This window comes from Pseudomonadales bacterium, assembly GCA_024234165.1.
Taxonomy (GTDB): Bacteria; Pseudomonadota; Gammaproteobacteria; order Pseudomonadales; family UBA5518; genus UBA5518.
This window is the reverse complement of sequence record JACKOP010000001.1, coordinates 1,065,721-1,084,271: the sequence shown is the minus strand read 5'-3', so window position 1 is coordinate 1,084,271 and position 18,551 is coordinate 1,065,721. Positions and strand designations below refer to the sequence as shown.

Genomic DNA, 18,551 nt, shown 5'->3' with positions numbered 1-18,551 from the left:
CCTGATGTCGATGGGCCGGGAACAGGCGAGGAGACCACAAGGTGAGCGACGCAGGCAGACTGAGCGGCAAGGTGGCGGTGATCACGGGTGGCGCCGCGGGAATCGGCGCGGCGATGGCGCGGTTGTTCGTGCAGGAAGGTGCACGGGTCGTGATCGGTGATCTGAAGGAAGACGAGGGACAGGCGCTGGCGACCGAACTGAATGCGGCAGCAGAGCGACGTGTCGCGCTGTTCCAGCGTACCGACGTGACCTCTCCGGCCGATCTCGAGACGCTGGTGGCGCAGGCCGAGGGTGCATTCGGCCGTCTCGATGTGCTGTGCAACAACGCCGGCATCGGCAGCATGGGTGATTCGGTCACGCTCGGGATCGAGCAGTGGCGGCATGTGATCGACGTCGACCTGAACGGTGTGTTCTACGGCTGCAAGGCGGCGATTCCGGCGCTGCGCCGTGCCGGCGGCGGCGCCATCGTGAACACGGCGTCGATTTCGGGCATCGGCGCCGACTACGGCTTTGCAGCGTACAACGCGGCCAAGGCCGGGGTGATCAACTACACGCGCACGCTGGCGCTCGATCATGCACACGAAAACATCCGCTGCAATGCATTGTGCCCGGGCCTGGTCCTGACCACGCTGACGCACGACATCCTGGGCATCGACCCGCTGGCAAAGGCGTGGTGCGATGCGATCCCGATGGGCAGGCCCGGGCAGCCGGAAGAACTCGCCCGGGTTGCGCTGTTTCTGGCCTCGGACGAGGCGAGCTACATGACGGGTTCCGCCGTCGTCGTCGACGGCGGGCTGATCGCGAACAACGGACAACCGAATATCCCGGTCATTCTGTCCGGGATGTGAAGGCGCCACGCGCGTCATCCGGATGGTCGAGAGCGGGGATCCGTCGGCATGAATGCCGACCTACGTAGGTCGGGTTTCAACCCGACGGTATACGTAGGTCGGGTTTCAACCCGACAGGTATGCGTAGGTCGGGTTTCAACCCGACGGGTGTACACGTAGGTCGGGTTTCAACCCGACGATGGCGTGAATGCGTTCAGGCCACCGCCGCTACGGTCAGCGGATTGCGGATCAGGTAATCGAAGGCAGACAGACTGGCCTTTGCGCCTTCTCCCACGGCGATCACGATCTGCTTGAATGGCACCGTGGTTGCGTCGCCGGCGGCAAATATGCCCGCTACCGACGTCTGCCCGCGCGCGTCGATCCGGATCTCACCGTTGCGCTCCAGATCGAGCGTGTCGCGCAGCCAGTCGGTGTTTGGTTGCAGCCCGATCTGCACGAACACGCCTTCCAGATCGATATGGTGGTCGACGCCGCTGGCACGCTCGCGGTAGCTGATACCGTCGACGCGGGTGCCATCACCGCTCACTTCGGTGGTCTGGGCGCCGAGGATCACGGTGGTGTTCGGCAGGCTGCGCAGACGTTGCTGCAGCACGGCGTCCGCGCGCAGCTCGTCGAGGAACTCGATCAGCGTGACGTGCGTCGCGACACCTGCGAGGTCGATCGCGGCTTCGACGCCCGAATTGCCGCCGCCGATCACTGCGACACGCTTGCCCTTGAACAGCGGTCCGTCGCAGTGCGGGCAGTACGCGACACCGCGACCGCGGTATTCGCGTTCGCCCGGCACGTTCATCTCGCGCCAGCGGGCGCCGGTGGCGAGCACGACCGAACGTGCCTTGACCGTCACACCACTGGCGAGACGGATCTGGTGCAGCGCCCCGTTGCTGCCGGGAAGCAGTGCCTCGGCGCGCTGGTTGTTCATGATGTCCGCCTCGTAGCGGCGCACATGCTCCTCGAGCGCGCGTGCGAACTGCGGTCCTTCGGTGTGCGGAACGGAGATGAAGTTCTCGATCGACGCCGTGTCGAGCACCTGCCCGCCGAATCGCTCGGCGATCACGCCGGTGCGAATGCCCTTGCGTGCCGCGTAGATCGCAGCGGCGGCGCCAGCGGGTCCGCCACCGACGATCAACATGTCGAAGTGTTCCTTGGCAGCGATGCGTGCTGCCTCGCGTTCGGCTGCACCGGAGTCCAGCTTTGCCAGAATTTCGGCAACGCCGCTGCGCCCTTGCGTGAATGGCTTTCCGTTCAGGAACACCGCGGGCACCGCCATGATTTCATGGGCGGCAACCTCGTCCTGGAACAGCGCACCGTCGATCATCGTGTGCGTGATGTGCGGGTTCACTGCGGCCATCGCGTTCAGCGCCTGCACCACGTCGGGGCAGGTCTGACACGACAGCGACACATAGGTTTCGAAATGGAACTCGCCGCGCAGTGCGCGTACCTGCTCGAGCGTGTCTGCATCGATCTTCGGCGGATGACCGCTCGTCTGCAGCAGCGCAAGCACCAGCGAGCTGAATTCGTGTCCGAGCGGAAGCCCGGCGAAGCGCATGCGCGCCGCGTCGCCGGCCTTGCGGATGGCGAACGACGGGCGTCGTGCGTCATTACCGTCGCGCAGCACGCGGATCGACGACGACGTCGCTGCCACCTGCTCGAGCAACCGTTCGAGCTCGCGCGAGTGCGGGCTGTCGTCGAGAGATGCGACCAGTTCCACGGGAGCGACGAGTCGCTCCATGTAGCCCTGCAACTGGCGGCGGATGTTGTCGTCGATCATCGTGACTGCCCTCCGGATCTCAGATCTTGCCGACGAGGTCGAGCGACGGGGCCAGCGTGGCGTCGCCTTCCTTCCATTTCGCGGGGCAGACTTCGCCCGGATGTGCGGCAACGTATTGCGCTGCCTTGACCTTGCGCAGCAGTTCCGTTGCGTCGCGACCGATGCCACCGGCGTTGATCTCGATGATCTGGATATGACCGTTCGGGTCGATCACGAAGGTGCCGCGTTCGGCCAGACCGGCGGCCTCGATCATCACGCCGAAGTTGCGGGTGATCGTGCCGGTCGGGTCGCCGATCATCGGATAGCGGATCTTGCGGATCGTGTCCGAGGTATCGTGCCAGGCCTTGTGCGTGAAGTGCGTATCGGTCGATACGGAATAGATTTCGACGCCGATGCGCTGGAATTCCGGGTAGTGGTCGGCGAGATCACCGAGTTCGGTGGGGCAGACGAACGTGAAGTCTGCCGGATAGAAGAACACCACCGACCACTTGCCGCGCAGGTTGGCGTCGGTGACGGGTACGAACGCACCGTTATGGAACGCGGTTGCGCTGAACGGTTTGACTTCGGTATTGATGAGTGATTGCACGGCTCTATTCCTCCCGTTGGTTGACTTTGTCGCAGGTGGCGACGGGAGGCACTCTAAGCGACGGAATGATTTCAATCAAATTGAATATAAGGATTGGGACGATTGAATTAATAGATTGAAATCCACCGCCGTCGAAGATGCCGTTTGTGGCGGATTCACGTTGGCTGCCGGTGGCGCGGTGCCGTCGGCGAACGTGGCCGGATGCTATGCTGCGCAGCCATCGCGCAGCAGTGCAATACGCAGTCGGATGAGTCCGGGTCGGGGAGGCAGGTAAGGTTATGCCACAGGGGTCCAGTTCGCGGATCGTCTGCAAGTTCGGTGGGTCCAGCCTGGCGAGCGCCGCGCAGTTCAGCAAGGTGCGCGCGATCGTCGACGCTGACCCGCGTCGGCGCATCGTCGTGCCGTCGGCGCCCGGCAAACGCAACGCGAAGGACGCCAAGATCACCGACCTGCTGTACCTGTGCCATCATGCGGCCAGTATCAAGGCGGATTTTTCGGCACCGTTCCGCCAGATCGTCGAACGTTACGAGGAGATCGAGCGCGAGCTTGGTCTCGCGATCGGCATCGGTGCCGAGGTCGAGGCATTGCGCGAGCAGTTCGAGCGCGGTGTCAGTGCCGACTACGCGGCGTCGCGCGGCGAACATTTCTGTGCCCGCTTGCTTGCGGCCTGGCTGGGCGCAGAATTCGTCGAACCGGCCGACTGTATCGTGATCGGACCGCAGGGCACGGCGCTGCCTGAAACCTACGCTCTGCTCGGTGCGCGCCTGGCCGATCCCGCGCGACGCTACGTCGTGCCCGGTTTCTACGGTCGCGACGTCGAAGGGAACGTGCGGACCTTCTCGCGCGGTGGCTCGGACGTCAGCGGTGCGATCGCCGCACGCGCGGCCGGCGCCGAGCTCTACGAGAACTGGACCGACGTCTCCGGCATGTTGATGGCCGATCCGCGCATCGTCGACAACCCGCGACCGATGGCTGAAGTCACCTACGCCGAGATCCGCGAACTGTCCTATATGGGCGCGTCCGTACTGCACGACGAGGCGATGGCGCCGGTGCGCGAGGTTGCGATCCCGGTCAATATCCGCAATACCAACGATCCTGCCCATCCCGGTACGCGGATCGTCGCACGCCTCTCGCCGGAAGTCGAAAAGAGCACGCAGATCGCGGGTGTGGCCGGGAAGAGCAGCTTCGCGATGATCACGATCGGCAAGCACCTGATGAATCGCGAGGTCGGTTTCGTCTATCGCCTGCTCGGGGTGCTGGAGCGCAACGGCATCGCGTTCGAGCACTGCCCGTCGAGCATCGACACCGTCAGCGTGGTCATGGAAGCTGCACAGCTCGACGGGCGTGTCGAGCAGATCATCGACGAGATCCGCCGCACGCTCGAACCCGACGATATCGATTTCGTGGCACAGATCGCGCTGATCGCGATCGTCGGTGAAGGCATGGCGCACACGGTGGGCATCGCGGCCAGGGTTTTCACCGCACTGTCTGAAGCGAAGGTGAACGTTCGTCTGATCAATCAGGGATCATCGGAGCTCAACATCATCGTCGGCGTGGCGCCGGAAGATTATCCGCGTGCGGTGCGCGCACTGTACGCAGCATTCGTCGACTGAAGAACCACCATAGCGGGTGCCTGACATGCTGCGGCGCAACCTGATTGCCAACTTCGCCGTCCTGCTTTGCATCGCTGCGGCATTTGCCGGGGGATGGGCGTATTTCAACCGCCCGGTTCCGGTGCCGGACTGGCCGGAGCATGTGTCGGGGTACTCGTTCTCGCCGTTCCGGTACGGACAGGATCCGACCCGGGGAATCTATCCGGAGCCCGAGCAGATCCGCGCCGACGTGGAACTGCTGTCCGGGCAGACCAACCGCCTGCGTACCTATTCGGTGCGCGATTCGCTGGGCGAGATTCCCGCGATCGCGCAGGAATACGGCATGAACATCACACTCGGGGTCTGGATCAGCCGTGACCTCGAGGCAAACGAGTACGAGGTGAACCGGGCGATCGAGATCGCCAATCGCGAACGCAATATCGACCTGGTGATCGTCGGCAACGAGGCGGTGTATCGTGGCGACGTCACGCCGGAGCAGTTGATCGCCTATGTCGAACGGGTGCGTGAAGGTGTCAAGGCTACCGTGACGACGGCAGAGCCGTGGCATATCTGGTTGAAGTACCCGGAACTCGCCAGCCATGTGCGCGTGATCGCGGCCCACGTGCTGGTGTACTGGGAAAAGGTGCCGCCCGCCGAGGCGGTCGCCGCCACGTTGACGCGCGCCAAGGACATGCGCAAACGCTTCCCGAAGAAACGATTGGTGCTCGCCGAGGTCGGTTGGCCCTCGCATGGGCGTGCCCAGGGACAGGCCGAAGCCTCGTACGCGGAGCAGGCGATCTACCTGCGCACGCTGCTGAACAAGCTGAACAGCGCCGGCTATGACTACTTCGTGATCGAGGCCTTTGATCAGCCATGGAAGACCGGTGACGAAGGCGACGTCGGCGCCTACTGGGGCGTCTACGACGTCGATCGCAATCAGAAGTTTCCGTTCAGCGGCCCGGTGGTCGCGATTCCGGAATGGCGCACCCTGGCCGCGGTTTCGATCGTGATGGCGGTGCTGGCGTTCGGTCTGCTGCTGATCGATGGCTCCGGCCTGAAGCAGCGCGGGCGTGCATTCCTCGCGCTGATCGCTTTCGCGGTGGCTTCATTCCTCGTGTTCGTGGCCTACGACTATTCACGCCAGTATCTGGGCTGGCTCGAGTACAGCCTTGGTGCGTTGCTCGTGCTGTCGGCGATCGGCGTGTTCACGGTGCTGTTCACCGAGGCGCACGAACTCGCCGAGACCGTGTGGGCGGCGCGCCGTCGCTCGTTCCGCTCGGTGCATGATGCCGGCGTGCGGCAGCCGAAGGTTTCGGTTCACGTGCCGTGCTACAACGAGCCGCCCGAGATGATGGTGCGCACGCTCGATGCGCTGGCGCGGCTCGAGTACTCGAACTACGAAGTGCTGGTGATCGACAACAACACGGCCGACGAGGCGGTGTGGCGCCCGGTCGAGGAACATTGTCAGCGCCTCGGGTCGCGGTTCCGCTTCTTCCACGTGCGACCGCTCGCCGGGTTCAAGGCCGGTGCGCTGAACTACGCGCTCGATCGCACTGCTGCCGATGCGGAGATCATCGCGGTGATCGACGCCGACTATCTGGTCGAGCCGACCTGGCTGGAGTACCTGACGCCACATTTCGCAAACCCGCAGATCGCGATCGTGCAGGCGCCGCAGGATTACCTGGACGGCGACGAATCGCTGTTCAAGAGGCTCTGCTACGCGGAGTACAAGGGCTTCTTCCATATCGGCATGGTCACCCGCAACGATCGTGATGCGATCATCCAGCACGGCACGATGACGATGATCCGTCGCAGCGTGCTCGACGAGTTGCGCTGGGGCGAGTGGACGATCACGGAAGACGCGGAACTCGGCCTGCGCGTGTTCGCAGCCGGCCACTCGGCGGCCTACGTGCTCGAATCGCACGGCCGTGGCCTGATGCCGGACCGTTTCGTCGACTACAAGAAGCAGCGTTTCCGTTGGGCCTACGGGGCGATGCAGATCATGAAGCATCATGCCGGCATGCTGTTTCTGGGACGTGACACGGAGCTGTCGCGTGGTCAGCGCTACCACTTCATCGCCGGCTGGCTGCCGTGGTGCGCCGATGGGCTCAACCTGTTCTTCACCACGGGTGCGCTGGTATGGACGGCTGCCATGCTGTTGGTGCCGCGCCAGGCGTTGCCGCCCGACATCATCTTCGCGTTGCCGCCGTTGCTGCTGTTCTTCGGCAAGGTGGCGAAGATCCTCTACGTGTACCTGCGCCACCTGCACGTGTCGCTGGGCACTTCCGTCGGTGCAGCGGTGGCCGGACTCGCGCTGTCGCATACGATCGGCAAGGCAGTGGTGTATGGCCTGGTGACGAACACGATTCCGTTCTTCCGCACGCCGAAACTGCGCGGTCACGGCGGTCTGCTGCAGGCTCTGGACGAAGCACGCGAGGAGCTCTACATCCTGGTTCTGCTCTGGGGTGCGCTGGCGGGCCTGTTGCTCGTGCACGTGATGGATACCACGGATGCCTACGCCTGGGTCGCGATGCTGATCCTGCAGTCGCTGAGCTATCTCGCTGCCGTCGTGATGTCCTTCCTCGCGGTGTTGCCGCCGCGCGAACGCCCGCTGACGCTGGCGCCACCGGTGTCCTGAGATGCGGCGCTGCATTGCGCTGCTGGTCGGCCTCGCGCTCGGTGCGGTGTTCTGGTGGCTGCTCGGGCACGAACAGTTCGTGCCCGGGGAGCTTGCGCCGGGCCAACGCCTGCAGTGTGTTTCCTATACGCCGTTCATCGGCGCCGAGAACCCCGCCAGCTTCCATGCCGATCGCGATCGGCTCGACCGCGATCTGACGTTGCTTTCCGCACAGGTCGGGTGCGTGCGCATCTATTCGGTGCGTGGTCTGGAACTGGTGCCTGAAGTGGCGCGTGCCCACGGCATGACGGTGATCGCGGGCGCGTGGGTAGGGCGTGACGATGCCGAGACGGAGCGCGAGTTGAGCGGCGTGATCGCGCTGGCGAACCGCCATCCGGACGTGGTGCGTGCGGTGCTGGTCGGCAACGAGGTGTTGCTGAGGCGCGAGCGTACCGCCGCGCAGTTGCTGGCGATGCTGGCGCGCGTGCGCGCTGCCGTGCAGCAGCCTGTCAGCTACGGTGACGTCTGGGAGTTCTGGTTGCAGAACCCGTCGCTTGCGACGGGCGTCGACTTCGTGACGATCCACCTGCTGCCGTACTGGGAGAACGATCCCAGCGGCATCGACGCAGCGATCGAGGCAGTGAGCCGGGCGCACGAAAGGACGGCACGGGCGTTCGCCGGCAAGGAAGTCCTGATCGGCGAGACCGGGTGGCCTTCGCAGGGGCGCCAGCGCGAAGGAGCCGTTCCGGGACGCGTGAACGAGGCGCGTTTCGTGCGTGGTTTCGTGCAGCACGCCGAATCGCATGGCTGGCACTACAACCTGATCGAAGCTTTCGACCAGCCGTGGAAGCGCGTGCAGGAAGGTGCAGTCGGCGGTTACTGGGGGCTGTTCGATACCGCGCGGCGTGACAAGCACGTGCTGCGTGGCCTGGTGTCGGATCTGCCGCAGTGGCGCGTGTGTGCAGGCATTGCGGCCGTGTTGTGGCTGGGACTCGTGCTCGGCACCGGCAGCGCCCGCCCGTGGTCTGCGCCGCTGCTCGCACTGATTGCAGCCAACGGCTCCGTGCTGCACCTGCAGCAGATGCGTTTGTTCAGCCGTACTCCGACGGAAAGCGCCTGGTTTCTTGCGCTTGCCGCGCTGGCGTTGACCGCAACCTGGGTCGCGTGCCGGCGCCTGCAGGGTCATGCACGCGTTGCCTGGCACGACGCGGTGATCGGTCTTGCAGCGGCAGCGGCGGGAATCGAAATGCTCGGGCTGTGTTTCGACGCGCGCTACCGGCATTTCCCGCTGGCGGTGTTCGTGGCGCCGGCAGTGGCGGTGTGGCTGTGCGCACCGCGCGATGGCGTATGGCGCGAGCGTTGCCGTGCGCTGGCTGTGCTGTTGCTCGCCTGCGCTCCGTTTGTGTTGTGGCAGGAGACGTGGCGCAACACGCAGGCGCTTGCCTGGCTCGCGCTCACGACGCTGATGGCAGCTGGCCTGCTGCGTGGTGGAGTACCGTCGGTGCGTGGTGCACCGATCACTCCCCGAGTGCTCCCTGGTCAGCAAGCGCCAGCAACGCAATGACCGCAGCCGGAGCGCCCCAGGATACGTTGTAGAGGACCAGTGCCAGCAGCGCGAGCCACAGTGCAACCAGTGCACACGGGTAGCGCCAGCGCCCCAGGCGCAGATGGGCGGCGAGTGCGAACACGATTGCCGCAGTGCCGAATATCTGCAGATGCACCAGCAGGCCGAATCCGGCACGCAGGCCGCACGCCGCGGACTGTGGATCGCGCAGGCAGGGGTCCGCTTCGGCGCTGATCTCGACCCAGCCGAAGCGCAGCGCGTAGAGCAGCGCGAGCCAGCTCGCCGTCGCGAGCACAAGCAGCCCGCGACGACGCCAGCGGTTCGTCCATGGTGGTGCTCGATCACTCATTGCTACGGGTCCGGGCGGATACGACTCGGGCGCGGCAGTATAGAGGGTGTCGCAAAACGCCGTGAAGCGCGGGACGATGCCTTTGCATCGGGGGGCGTGTGCCGCAGGGATGCGGCACCCGAGCCTGCAGGGATGCATTTACGGCGTCCCACCGGTGCAAAGGCATCGTCCCGCGCTGCTCGCATCGACGATCGGAGACTTTTGCGACAGCATCTATAGACTTGCGACGTACGGCAGAGGAGGGAGCGTGATGGCCAATGCGATCAGCGGACGACGTCTGCGCGGTGTCAATCTGGGTGGCTGGCTGGTGCTCGAGAAGTGGATGAAGCCGAGCCTGTTTGCGGGCCTGGAAGCCACCGACGAAACCTCGTGGTGTGTGGAGCTTGGCGCTGCCGCGCCCAGGTTGCTGCGCGCGCACTGGGACAGTTTCATCACGCGCGATGATTTCGCGTGGCTGGCCGAGTGTGGCATCGACGCCGTGCGCATTCCGCTCGGGCACTGGATCTTCGGGCCACCGTATCCGTGGCACGCCGCGTACGGAGCAAATCCGCATCCCTTCGTCGAAGGCGGAATCGAGGTGCTCGACCGTGCGCTCGATTGGGCCGAGGAGTTCGGGCTGCGCGTGATGCTCGACCTGCACGCGGCCCCCGGCTGCCAGAACGGTTTCGACAACGGCGGCATCAAGGACGTCTGTGAATGGCACACGCGCGAGGAGTACCTGGCGCATTCGGTCGACGTGCTGGCGCGGCTGGCGGCGCGTTACCGCGGGCGGCGCTGCCTGCATGCGATCGAGGTGCTGAACGAACCACGCTGGGACGTGCCGACCGCACTGCTCGAGGATTACTACCGGCGGGCATACCACGCGATCCGGGCGCACTGCGCGCCGGCCGAAGCGGCCGTGGTGTTTCACGATGGTTTCCGCACGCACCGCGAATTCCTCGATCTGTTCCGTGAGACCGGGTTCGAGAACGTATGGTTCGACGTGCACCGTTACCAGTGTTTCGACCGTGCCGATATCGACATGGACATTCACGGCCACCTGCACAAGGCCGGCGTGCAGTGGAAGGACGAGGCGCTCGCGATCCAGCACGAACTCGGTGTGCCGGCGATCGCAGGGGAGTGGAGCCTCGGGCTCGATCTGAAGGTCGTCTCGCTGTGGGCGCCCGGACCGTACAACCACGCGCTGGAACGCATGGACCGCTTCCAGGAGAACACGGCATACCGCGGTTATGCGGCCGCACAGTTGCTTGCCTTCGAGCACTATCGTGGCTGGTTCTTCTGGAGCTACCGCACCGAGACCACGCCGGCGTGGAGCTTTCGCGACTGCGTGGAGCGCGGCTGGCTGCCGCCGCGTTTTCAGTGAGAGCCGCCGTTGCCGTTGCGCCTGCCGTTGAACAGAAAACGTGTCTCGGCCAGCCGGTTCAGCACGATCCTGCGGTCGTGCAGGGCTTCCAGTCCGCTGTGGAAGCTGATCGTCAGCAGCGTGCTGTTCGGCAGTTCGTGACGCAGCATCTCGAGGATCAGGCGCTCGCCGCGTGGGTCGAAGGCGTCGGTGGCTTCCTCGAGCAGGATCCACGCCGGGCGGCGTAGCAGAACGCGTGCGAATCCGAGCCGCTGCTGTGCGCGCAGCGGCAGCGCCTGTTCCCAGTTGTCGCTGTCGTCGAGACGCGGTGCGAGCCAGCCGCTTCCGGAGCACTCGAGCGCGCGCAGTATCGTCGCGTCGCTGTAGCCGTCGACCGTTTGCGGATAGCACAGTGCCTGGCGCAGGGTGCCCTCGGGCAGGAACGGCCGCTGCGGTACGCACAGCATCGTCTCCACCTGGGGCAGCAGCACGCGGCCGTTGCCCCAGGACCACAGTTCACCAAGAACCTTGAACAGCGCGCCGGTGACGATCGGATCCCCGGCGATGAGGACGCGTTCGCCGCGGCGGATCTCCAGATCGAGGCGCTCGAGGAGAATGCGGCCGTCGGCTTCGGCGATGCACAGGCCTTCGATTGCAAGTCGCGCCCTGGGCGTGCGTTCGATCGTGATGCGGTTGCCGTCCGGGACGAGTGCCTCTGCATCGAGCCGTTCCATGTCTTCGAACAGCGACAGCACGCGATCGATCGAGGCGCGTGTGCGCGCCATGTCGCCGAGGTTGTCGACCGGCCACGACAGCGCCGAGGTGAGACGCTGGAACGCCTGCGCCGCCTGCATCAGCACGCCGAGCGAGATGGCGCCGGTGATGTACTGCGGTGCGGCGACCAGGATCGGAAATACCGGCAGCAGCGCACCGTAACCGGTCGAGAACGACACGATGCCCACGTACGCCAGTGACTGTCGGTACCAGGTCTGCGCGATGTCGGCGAAGCGCTGCGTGGCGTTTGCGTGTTCGACGGTTTCACCGCGCAGCAGCGCGATCGCCTCGGAGTGCTCGCGCACACGTGCAAGCCCGAAACGGAAGTCTGCTTCGGCGGTCTGCAGCGCGTTGGTCGAGCGCACCAGCGGGCGCCCGAAGCTCCAGCCGAGCAGCGTACCGGTTCCGGCGTACACGAACGCCAGCCACACCAGATAGCCGGGGACGTGCAGCGCCGTACCCGGAATGTGCAGCGAACCCGACAGGGACCACAGGATGTCGATGAACGAACCGAGCATCAGCAACGAAAACACCAGCGTGTGCGCCAGTCCGATCGTCGTCTCGGTGAAGATGTGGATGTCGTCGGCGATCCGGCCGTCCGGGTTGTCGTGCTCGCCGGGAGTGAACGACAGGCGGTAGTGGCGCCCCTGCTCCATCCAGCGACCGCTCACGCGTTCCGTGAGCCAGCGCCGCCAGTCGAGCTGCAGCCAGCGCTTGACCAGCAGGTGCGCCGCGGTGACCGCGAGCGTCAGCGCGAAGATCAGCGCGAACACCGCGACCTGCTGCAGCACGCCGGCGATCGAGTGTGCCTCGAGCGCATCGAACAGCGCGCGATTCCAGTAGTTCGTCCACACCGACAGCGCCACCTGCGCCAGCGTGAGCAGCAGCAGGGACGCCGTCGCACCCTGCACGCGCCAGCCACCGGGCGAGGTCCAGTAGGGGCCTGCGAGGCGCAGCGCACGGTGCGTGAACGCAGCGCGCGGAGCGTGCGCAGGCCGGGTGTCGGGATTGCCGTCTGGCGCCATACGCTCTCGTCGGTTCAGGCGTTGCGGTAGGCAGCGAGTGCGGGTGCGAATTCCTGCGGCGTCGAACCGTGGATCACGATGCCGTCGGCACCGGCTGCGAGTTCGGCCTTCCAGGCGCTGGCGCAGTCAGCCGGCGTGCCAACCGCGGCGGGGAGCCATTCGTCGGGGATCAGTTCCGCGACGCGCTCGAGCTGTTCGAGCGTGGCCACGCTGTCGATGCCGCCGCCGATCGACTTCACGGCGTCACTGGCGCGAAAGCGTTCGAGGACGCCATGATCCCAGCCGTTCAGCGCCAGCAGCGGTTCGATATAGCCAGGCGCCTGCAGGTAGGTGCCCATGCGTGCAACCAGCTTGCGCAGGCGGTCTTCGGGGGTGGGATCGACGGCAGTGGCCAGCACCGACCAGATTTTCACGCTGTCAGGGTCGCGTCCGGCCGCCTCTGCACCTTCGCGCACCAGCGCACGTGCCCTGCGCAGGCCAGCGTGGCTGAGGAATGTGTGCAGGTGCACGCCGTCGAAGTGCGCACCGGCAAAGCGCAGGCTCGCCGGACCGAAGCCGACGAAATGCACCGGGATCTGCGCATGCATCCAGTTTCCCATGTGCGCGTACGGCAGCTTGCCCATCTCGCCGTCGTGTCCGAGCACCGCTTCGCCACGCCACAGCTTGCGCAGCAGCGCCACTCCCTCCGCGAGACGAGCGTTCGTGACGGGCGGGAGGCCCATCAACTGGTTGCGGATCGCAACCCCGCGTGCCAGTCCCAGTTCGAAGCGACCCGACGACAGGTAATGCAGCGACGCGCACATCGATGCCAGCACCAGTGGGTGACGGGTGTGGATGTTGGTCGCTGCGGTGGCAACGTGGATGCGCGAGGTCACGGCCAGGGCGGCGGCGCAGATCACGCCGGCGTCCTTCACGTCGAAGCGCTCGGACAGCCAGACCTTGCCGAGGCCGAGCTCCTCGGCCAGGCGCGCTTCACCGATCGCATCGGCCGGGGTCGTCGTGTGGCCGGGCAGGAGATAGCAGCTCAGCTCGGGCAGGACAGGGGCGGGCATCGGCGGTCTCCGTGATCGTGATTGCACGCCTGAGGGTAGACCCCGCACCGGACTAAGTCACTAGCGGTGCCGGGGCCATCAGCTACCCTTGTCGGGTCAGCAGCAGTACCGAATTCCGATGAGCCGATCCCCTGCCACAGTGCGCCGTGCCGGCACACGTCCCGCGGCTGCGCGCACAGCGGCCGTGAAGCGCGATGCCGTCGCCTCAAAACCACGTGCGACGTCCGCGCAGGCCGCGTCGACGCGCAAGCCGGCTGCAGGAAGTCACCGGGCGGCTGCACGCAGCGGCGGTGCACGGCAGGGCACGCCGCGTCGCAAGGCCGTCGGCCGCAAGCAGACTCCGGCAAGCACCGCGAGCGTCCAGCACCGGTGGCGCGGGTGGCGGCTGCTGGCGGCGCTGCCGTTGACGGTCCAGGCGGGCGGCATACTGGTGCTGCTGCTTGCGACCTGGTTCGTCGTGAACACGGCCTATCACGTCGTGCGCAAACCGACCGAGCTGCTGTTTCCGTTCGAAGACGGGCTGTACAAGACTCCGGCGCGGACGTGGTCGGTCTACGGCGATCTGTTCCGTCGCCACTCTACCGCTACCATCACGCCGGACTTTCTGGCGGCGCTGGCGCAGGTCGAGGCATCCGGCAATCCGGTGGCGCGCACGTACTGGCGCTGGTCACCGAGCACGGATCCCTTCGATATCTACCGACCGGCTTCGAGTGCGGTCGGGATGTTCCAGTTTACCGACGGTACCTTCGAGGAAGCGCGCCGCTACTGCATTCGCGACAACCGGGTCGTCGAGGACGGCGCATGGAACGATCCGGACTCCTGCTGGTTCAACAGCCTGTATTTCCGTGTGCTGCCGAGCCATTCGATCGAACTCACGTCTGCGTACCTCGACCGCACCGTCCACGGCCTGCTCGCACGGTACCGCCTGCGCGGGGTCGGGCTCGAAAAACGCCAGGAACTCGCGACGCTGGTGCATCTGTGCGGAGCGGGAGCCGGCAACGCCTTTGCGCGTCGGGGCCTGCAGCTTGCGCCGGGGCAACGTTGCGGAGCGCACGATGCGCGTGCTTACCTGAACAAGGTCGCGCGCATGAAGACGGTGTTCCGCGGCCTCGCGCAGCGCTGATGGTGCACTCATCCTGTTCGGTGGAGGTGGTGATGAAGATGCGCAACGATTCGGGATTTCGGGATGGACTGCTCGCCGGGCAGGTGGCGCTGGTCACTGGCGGGGCGACCGGCATCGGGCTCGAGATCTGCCGTGTGCTCGGCGAGCACGGCGCCAGAGTCGTGCTGCTGAGCCGCAAGGAAGAGAATCTGCGCCGCGCGGTCGAGGAACTGCGCGCAGACGGGATCACGGCGCACTACGAGGTCGCCGATGTGCGCGAACCGGAGGCAGTCGAGCGCGCGGTTGCCAGTGTGCTGAACACCTGCGGTCGTATCGACATTCTGGTCAACAACGCAGCCGGCAACTTCCCGGCGCCGATGACGCAGATCTCGCCGAACGGCTTCCGGACCGTGGTTGCGATCGATCTGCTCGGCACCTACAACGTCTCGCGTGCGGTGTTCGACGCCTGGCAGCGCGAGCACGGCGGACAGGTCGTGAACATCTCGGCGCCGTTCGAACTCAAGGGCGTGGCGCTGCAGGCGCATGTCGCGGCAGCCAAGGCCGGGGTCGATTCACTGACGCGAAGCTGTGCGGTCGAGTGGGGGCCGTACGGGATTCGCGTCAACGCGGTCGCGCCGGGCAGCATCGGCAACACCGAGGGCCTGCAGCGCTTCAGCGCCGCCGTCACCCCTGATGCAACGAGGTACGCCAATCCGCTCGGACTTCAAGGCACGGCGCGGGATGTGGCCCACGCGGTGCTGTTCTTCTGCTCGCCGGCGGCGCGCTTCGTATCAGGGCAGGTGATCGCAGTCGACGGAGCGGCGACGGTGGATCAGTTGAAGCTGGGCCTTGGTCGCTGTTGATCGGGGGGGGCGTGTGCCGCAGGGGTGCGGCACTTGAGCCTGCAGGGATGCATTTACGGTGTCCCACCGGTGCACAGGCGTCACCACGCGCCGTGTGACGTGTTGCAACGCTCTCTGCATGGGGTCCGCAGTACTGTTTTGGGCGCGGCAGGCAGCGCATATACTCGATCCATCATCAGCGCGAGGGTATGGCCATGACGCAGTTCAGGGAGATCGCCGGCGGTTTGCAGTTTCCGGAAGGACCGATCGCGATGCCGGACGGCAGCGTGCTGCTGGTCGAGATACGCCGTGGCACCCTGAGCCGGGTAACTGCGCACGGGCGCGTCGAGGTGGTCGCCGATCTGGGCGGCGGCCCGAACGGTGCTGCGATCGGACCCGACGGACGCTGCTACGTGTGCAACAACGGCGGCTTCGAATGGCATGACTACGGTGGAGTCTTCGTGCCGGGCGAGCAGGCGGCCGATTATTCGGGTGGGCGCATCGAGGCAGTGGACCTGGCCACCGGCAAGGTCGAAGTGCTGTACACGCATTGCGGCAGCGTGCCGCTGAAAGGACCGAACGATATCGTGTTCGACGCGCACGGTGGTTTCTATTTCAGCGATTTCGGCAAGACGCGTGCCCGCGAAACGGACCGCGGCGCCATCTATTATGCGAAGGCCGACGGCTCGCTGATCCGCGAGGTGCGTTTTCCGTGCACGATGCCGAACGGCGTCGGGCTGTCGCCGGACGGCAAGCTGCTGTACTACGCCGAGAGCTCGACCTCACGCCTGATGGCCGTGCCGGTGCGCGCACCCGGCGAGCTCGAGCCGATCATGGATTCCGATGCGATGCTGGCCGGGTTCGCCGAGTACCAGTTCTTCGACTCGCTGGCGGTGGATGCAGCGGGAAATGTCTGCGTGGCAACGATCATCCGGGGCGGCATCACGATCGTGTCGCCGGATGGGAAGAACCGCAGGCACGTTGCCACCGATGACCTGATGACGACCAATATCTGCTTTGGTGGTGCCGATCTGCGCACGGCGTATATCACCTGCTCGATGACCGGGCGTCTGATCGCCGGCGAGTGGGAAACGCCGGGGCTGGCGCTCAACTACCTGAACCGGTAGGGGCTCCGAGCAGTTCAGCAACAACGCCATGACGGGTGGTGGCGGTCCTCGCCATCGCGACTGCTCGAATCAATCCATGGCAGCCAGCATCGCAGTGAGCTCCTCGGGCACCGACACCATCGGGTCGTGCCCGGCCGCGAGTTCGCGGTGATTCCAGCCAGGCATCCCGAGTGCACGCGCATGGGAGTTGTCGATTTCGGTGAACCTGGGGGAAGTGCAGCGGATATAGGTCACCGGGAGACCGTTGCCTGGCGGATTGGCGAGTCGTAGTGGCGACATGAAGCTCGCCAGCGGATGCGGGCACAGATGCTGTTCCACCCAGACGATGTGTTCGGGTTCCTCGATGCCAAAGAATTCGGCGGGAGGTGCCGGGATGAATCCGCTGCCGCCGGCTTCCTTGCTCAGCGCGTGGTAGTAGGCGAGTGCCTGGTCGGAGGCAGCGTAGAGCACGTGCCGGTCGGGCGGCAGCACCAGTGCGTCGAGGAACACGAGGTGGCGCAGCGCCTGCGCCATGCAGTCGGCCACGCCGCTGATCACGGCGCCTGCGTAGCTGTGGCCCACCAGCACGACGTTCTCGAGTTCCTCGCAGAACAGTGTCTGCACCACGTCGGCGATATGGGTGTCGAGATCGGGGTCGATATGGCGCAGGTGCGCGCGTTCGCCGAGTCCGGTCAGGGTCGGCGTGAACACCTGGTGGCCGCGCTTGCGCAGCCCGCGCGCGACATCACGCCAGCACCAGCCGCCGTGAAAGGCGCCGTGTACCAGTACGTAGGTTTTTTCCGTTGTCGGCAACGCTCAGTGTTCCTTGCCGTCGATGCGCGCGCGCAGCAGGTACGGTACGTAGCGCCACGCAATGGTGGCGAAACAGGCGAACCAGCACGCCGCCGCCAGTTCGATCCACAACCGGTAGGAGGTGGGCGCCAGTTGCGGGACGGCGATGCGCAGCGCAAACGCGCCCAGCATGAGCCACAGGACCGCACGGTCGAGCGTATCGAATGTGACCTTGTGTCCCGTATGTCCCTTGGAGATGCGGATCAGCATCCCCGGGATGATCATTCCCATCACACCGAAGCTGAACAGATGCACCGAGAGCGCTCCCGTCCAGGCAAGGCCGGTGGTGCGGTCGATCGCCTCCACCACCAGTTGCGCAGCAATCGCCAGGTAGCCGATGTACATGACTCCCAGCTCGATGCGCGGGAATGCAAGCAGCGGCTTCCAGTACAGGAAGCGCCAGAGCAGCAGTCCGGCGAGCAGGAGCGACAGCGATGCGCCCGGCAGCGGCGGCAGGAACGGCTCCAGCACCAGCACCAGTCCGAGCAGCTTGATCGCGCGGTCCAGCCACGCGTTGCGCAGTATCTCGACCTTGAAGGTGTTGCGCATGAACTGGGTCAGCGTGCGTTCGAGCATCACCAGGAAGGCAACCCGAAACAGCGCCAGCGTCATCATGTAGCCCGCGTGGAAATGCGAGCCATCGAGCATGAGTTGCTTGGCGACGATGAAGGCAGGCAGTGCGACCAGGAAGAAACCGTTGTCACGGTAGTCGTCGGTCTTGCGGTGGCGGATCAGCGTCCACAGCAGCATCACGACGATGCTGCCCAGAAACGCGTTGATGGCAAGCACGAACAACAGTGGTGGCCAGCTGCCGCCGCAGCTCATCGCGATGCGCTCGAGTATCCACGCCGCTGCAAGCAGCATCAGCGCCGGGCCGTGGTAGCCGCGTATGCTGACCCAGTTCTTGGTCGCGGTGAGCAGAAAGCCGCCGAGCACGGCCCAGCCGAAGCCGAAGAACATCTCGTGGGCGTGCCACTGCACGGGCGTGAAGCGCGTGTCGGGCGCTGGCAGGCTGCCCGCGTACACCATCGCCCACGCCACCGGCATGAACATGCCCGCGAGGCAGGCGAGGGTGAAGAACGGGCGGAAGCCGACCAGCCAGAAAGGCTGTGAAGCGATCTTCATCGAATCG

The 18,551-nt window shown here is 65.5% G+C and carries 15 protein-coding genes; 8 read left to right on the top strand and 7 right to left on the bottom strand.

Annotation, left to right across the window (positions count from 1 at the left end):
• The first annotated feature begins 41 nt into the window (after positions 1–41).
• On the top strand, positions 42–848 hold the full coding sequence (locus tag H7A12_04680) for an SDR family oxidoreductase (protein MCP5320107.1): 807 nt from the start codon (positions 42–44) through the stop codon (positions 846–848).
• A 193-nt stretch (positions 849–1,041) separates the two neighbouring features.
• Here the strand turns inward: H7A12_04680 and ahpF are convergent, their stop codons facing one another.
• Both ahpF and ahpC read right to left on the bottom strand, forming a co-directional pair.
• The gene (gene ahpF, locus H7A12_04675; protein MCP5320106.1) at positions 1,042–2,616 is read right to left on the bottom strand and encodes an alkyl hydroperoxide reductase subunit F; all 1,575 of its coding nucleotides are present in this window, start codon (positions 2,614–2,616) and stop codon (positions 1,042–1,044) included.
• A 19-nt stretch (positions 2,617–2,635) separates the two neighbouring features.
• Positions 2,636–3,202: an alkyl hydroperoxide reductase subunit C gene (gene ahpC, locus H7A12_04670; GenBank protein MCP5320105.1), complete on the bottom strand. Its 567-nt coding sequence runs from the start codon at positions 3,200–3,202 to the stop codon at positions 2,636–2,638.
• 278 nt (positions 3,203–3,480) lie between these two features.
• On the opposite strand from ahpC, the gene H7A12_04665 reads away from it, so the two are divergent.
• The 3 genes from H7A12_04665 to H7A12_04655 are packed head-to-tail and all read left to right on the top strand — an operon-like array spanning position 3,481 to position 8,975.
• Complete coding sequence (locus H7A12_04665; GenBank protein MCP5320104.1) at positions 3,481–4,815, top strand: aspartate kinase; 1,335 nt, start codon at positions 3,481–3,483, stop codon at positions 4,813–4,815.
• Positions 4,816–4,840: 25 nt separating this feature from the next.
• Positions 4,841–7,432 carry a glycosyltransferase gene (locus H7A12_04660; GenBank protein ID MCP5320103.1) on the top strand — a complete coding sequence of 864 codons (2,592 nt, stop codon included), beginning with the start codon at positions 4,841–4,843 and terminating at the stop codon, positions 7,430–7,432.
• A 1-nt stretch (position 7,433) separates the two neighbouring features.
• The gene (locus H7A12_04655) at positions 7,434–8,975 is read left to right on the top strand and encodes a beta (1-6) glucans synthase (protein ID MCP5320102.1); all 1,542 of its coding nucleotides are present in this window, start codon (positions 7,434–7,436) and stop codon (positions 8,973–8,975) included.
• Here the strand turns inward: H7A12_04655 and H7A12_04650 are convergent.
• On the bottom strand, positions 8,929–9,324 hold the full coding sequence (locus H7A12_04650; GenBank protein ID MCP5320101.1) for a hypothetical protein: 396 nt from the start codon (positions 9,322–9,324) through the stop codon (positions 8,929–8,931). The two genes, H7A12_04655 and H7A12_04650, sit on opposite strands and share 47 nt — an antisense overlap.
• A 250-nt stretch (positions 9,325–9,574) precedes the next feature.
• Here H7A12_04650 and H7A12_04645 point away from each other — a divergent pair, with 250 nt between their 5' ends.
• Positions 9,575–10,687, top strand: a complete 1,113-nt coding sequence (locus H7A12_04645; protein MCP5320100.1) for a glycoside hydrolase family 5 protein — start codon at positions 9,575–9,577, stop codon at positions 10,685–10,687.
• Here the strand turns inward: H7A12_04645 and H7A12_04640 are convergent.
• Together H7A12_04640 and H7A12_04635 are read right to left on the bottom strand one after the other, a co-directional pair.
• Positions 10,681–12,465, bottom strand: coding sequence for an ABC transporter ATP-binding protein/permease (locus tag H7A12_04640; protein MCP5320099.1), 1,785 nt, complete (start codon positions 12,463–12,465; stop codon positions 10,681–10,683). The genes H7A12_04645 and H7A12_04640 overlap by 7 nt on opposite strands.
• A 14-nt stretch (positions 12,466–12,479) precedes the next feature.
• Positions 12,480–13,517 carry a TIGR03857 family LLM class F420-dependent oxidoreductase gene (locus H7A12_04635; GenBank protein MCP5320098.1) on the bottom strand — a complete coding sequence of 346 codons (1,038 nt, stop codon included), beginning with the start codon at positions 13,515–13,517 and terminating at the stop codon, positions 12,480–12,482.
• Positions 13,518–13,635: 118 nt separating this feature from the next.
• On the opposite strand from H7A12_04635, the gene H7A12_04630 reads away from it, so the two are divergent.
• The 3 genes from H7A12_04630 to H7A12_04620 all read left to right on the top strand — a co-directional run bounded on the left by H7A12_04630 (position 13,636) and on the right by H7A12_04620 (position 16,588).
• On the top strand, positions 13,636–14,640 hold the full coding sequence (locus H7A12_04630; GenBank protein MCP5320097.1) for a transglycosylase SLT domain-containing protein: 1,005 nt from the start codon (positions 13,636–13,638) through the stop codon (positions 14,638–14,640).
• Positions 14,641–14,672: 32 nt separating this feature from the next.
• The gene (locus H7A12_04625) at positions 14,673–15,482 is read left to right on the top strand and encodes an SDR family oxidoreductase (protein ID MCP5320096.1); all 810 of its coding nucleotides are present in this window, start codon (positions 14,673–14,675) and stop codon (positions 15,480–15,482) included.
• 194 nt (positions 15,483–15,676) lie between these two features.
• Positions 15,677–16,588, top strand: a complete 912-nt coding sequence (locus tag H7A12_04620) for an SMP-30/gluconolactonase/LRE family protein (protein ID MCP5320095.1) — start codon at positions 15,677–15,679, stop codon at positions 16,586–16,588.
• Between the two features lie 69 nt (positions 16,589–16,657).
• Here the strand turns inward: H7A12_04620 and H7A12_04615 are convergent, their stop codons facing one another.
• On the bottom strand, positions 16,658–17,380 hold the full coding sequence (locus H7A12_04615) for an alpha/beta hydrolase (protein ID MCP5320094.1): 723 nt from the start codon (positions 17,378–17,380) through the stop codon (positions 16,658–16,660).
• Positions 17,381–17,383: 3 nt separating this feature from the next.
• Positions 17,384–18,544 (bottom strand): NnrS family protein, encoded by a 1,161-nt coding sequence (locus H7A12_04610; protein ID MCP5320093.1) that lies wholly within the window; start codon positions 18,542–18,544, stop codon positions 17,384–17,386.
• Between the last annotated feature and the right edge of the window lie 7 nt (positions 18,545–18,551).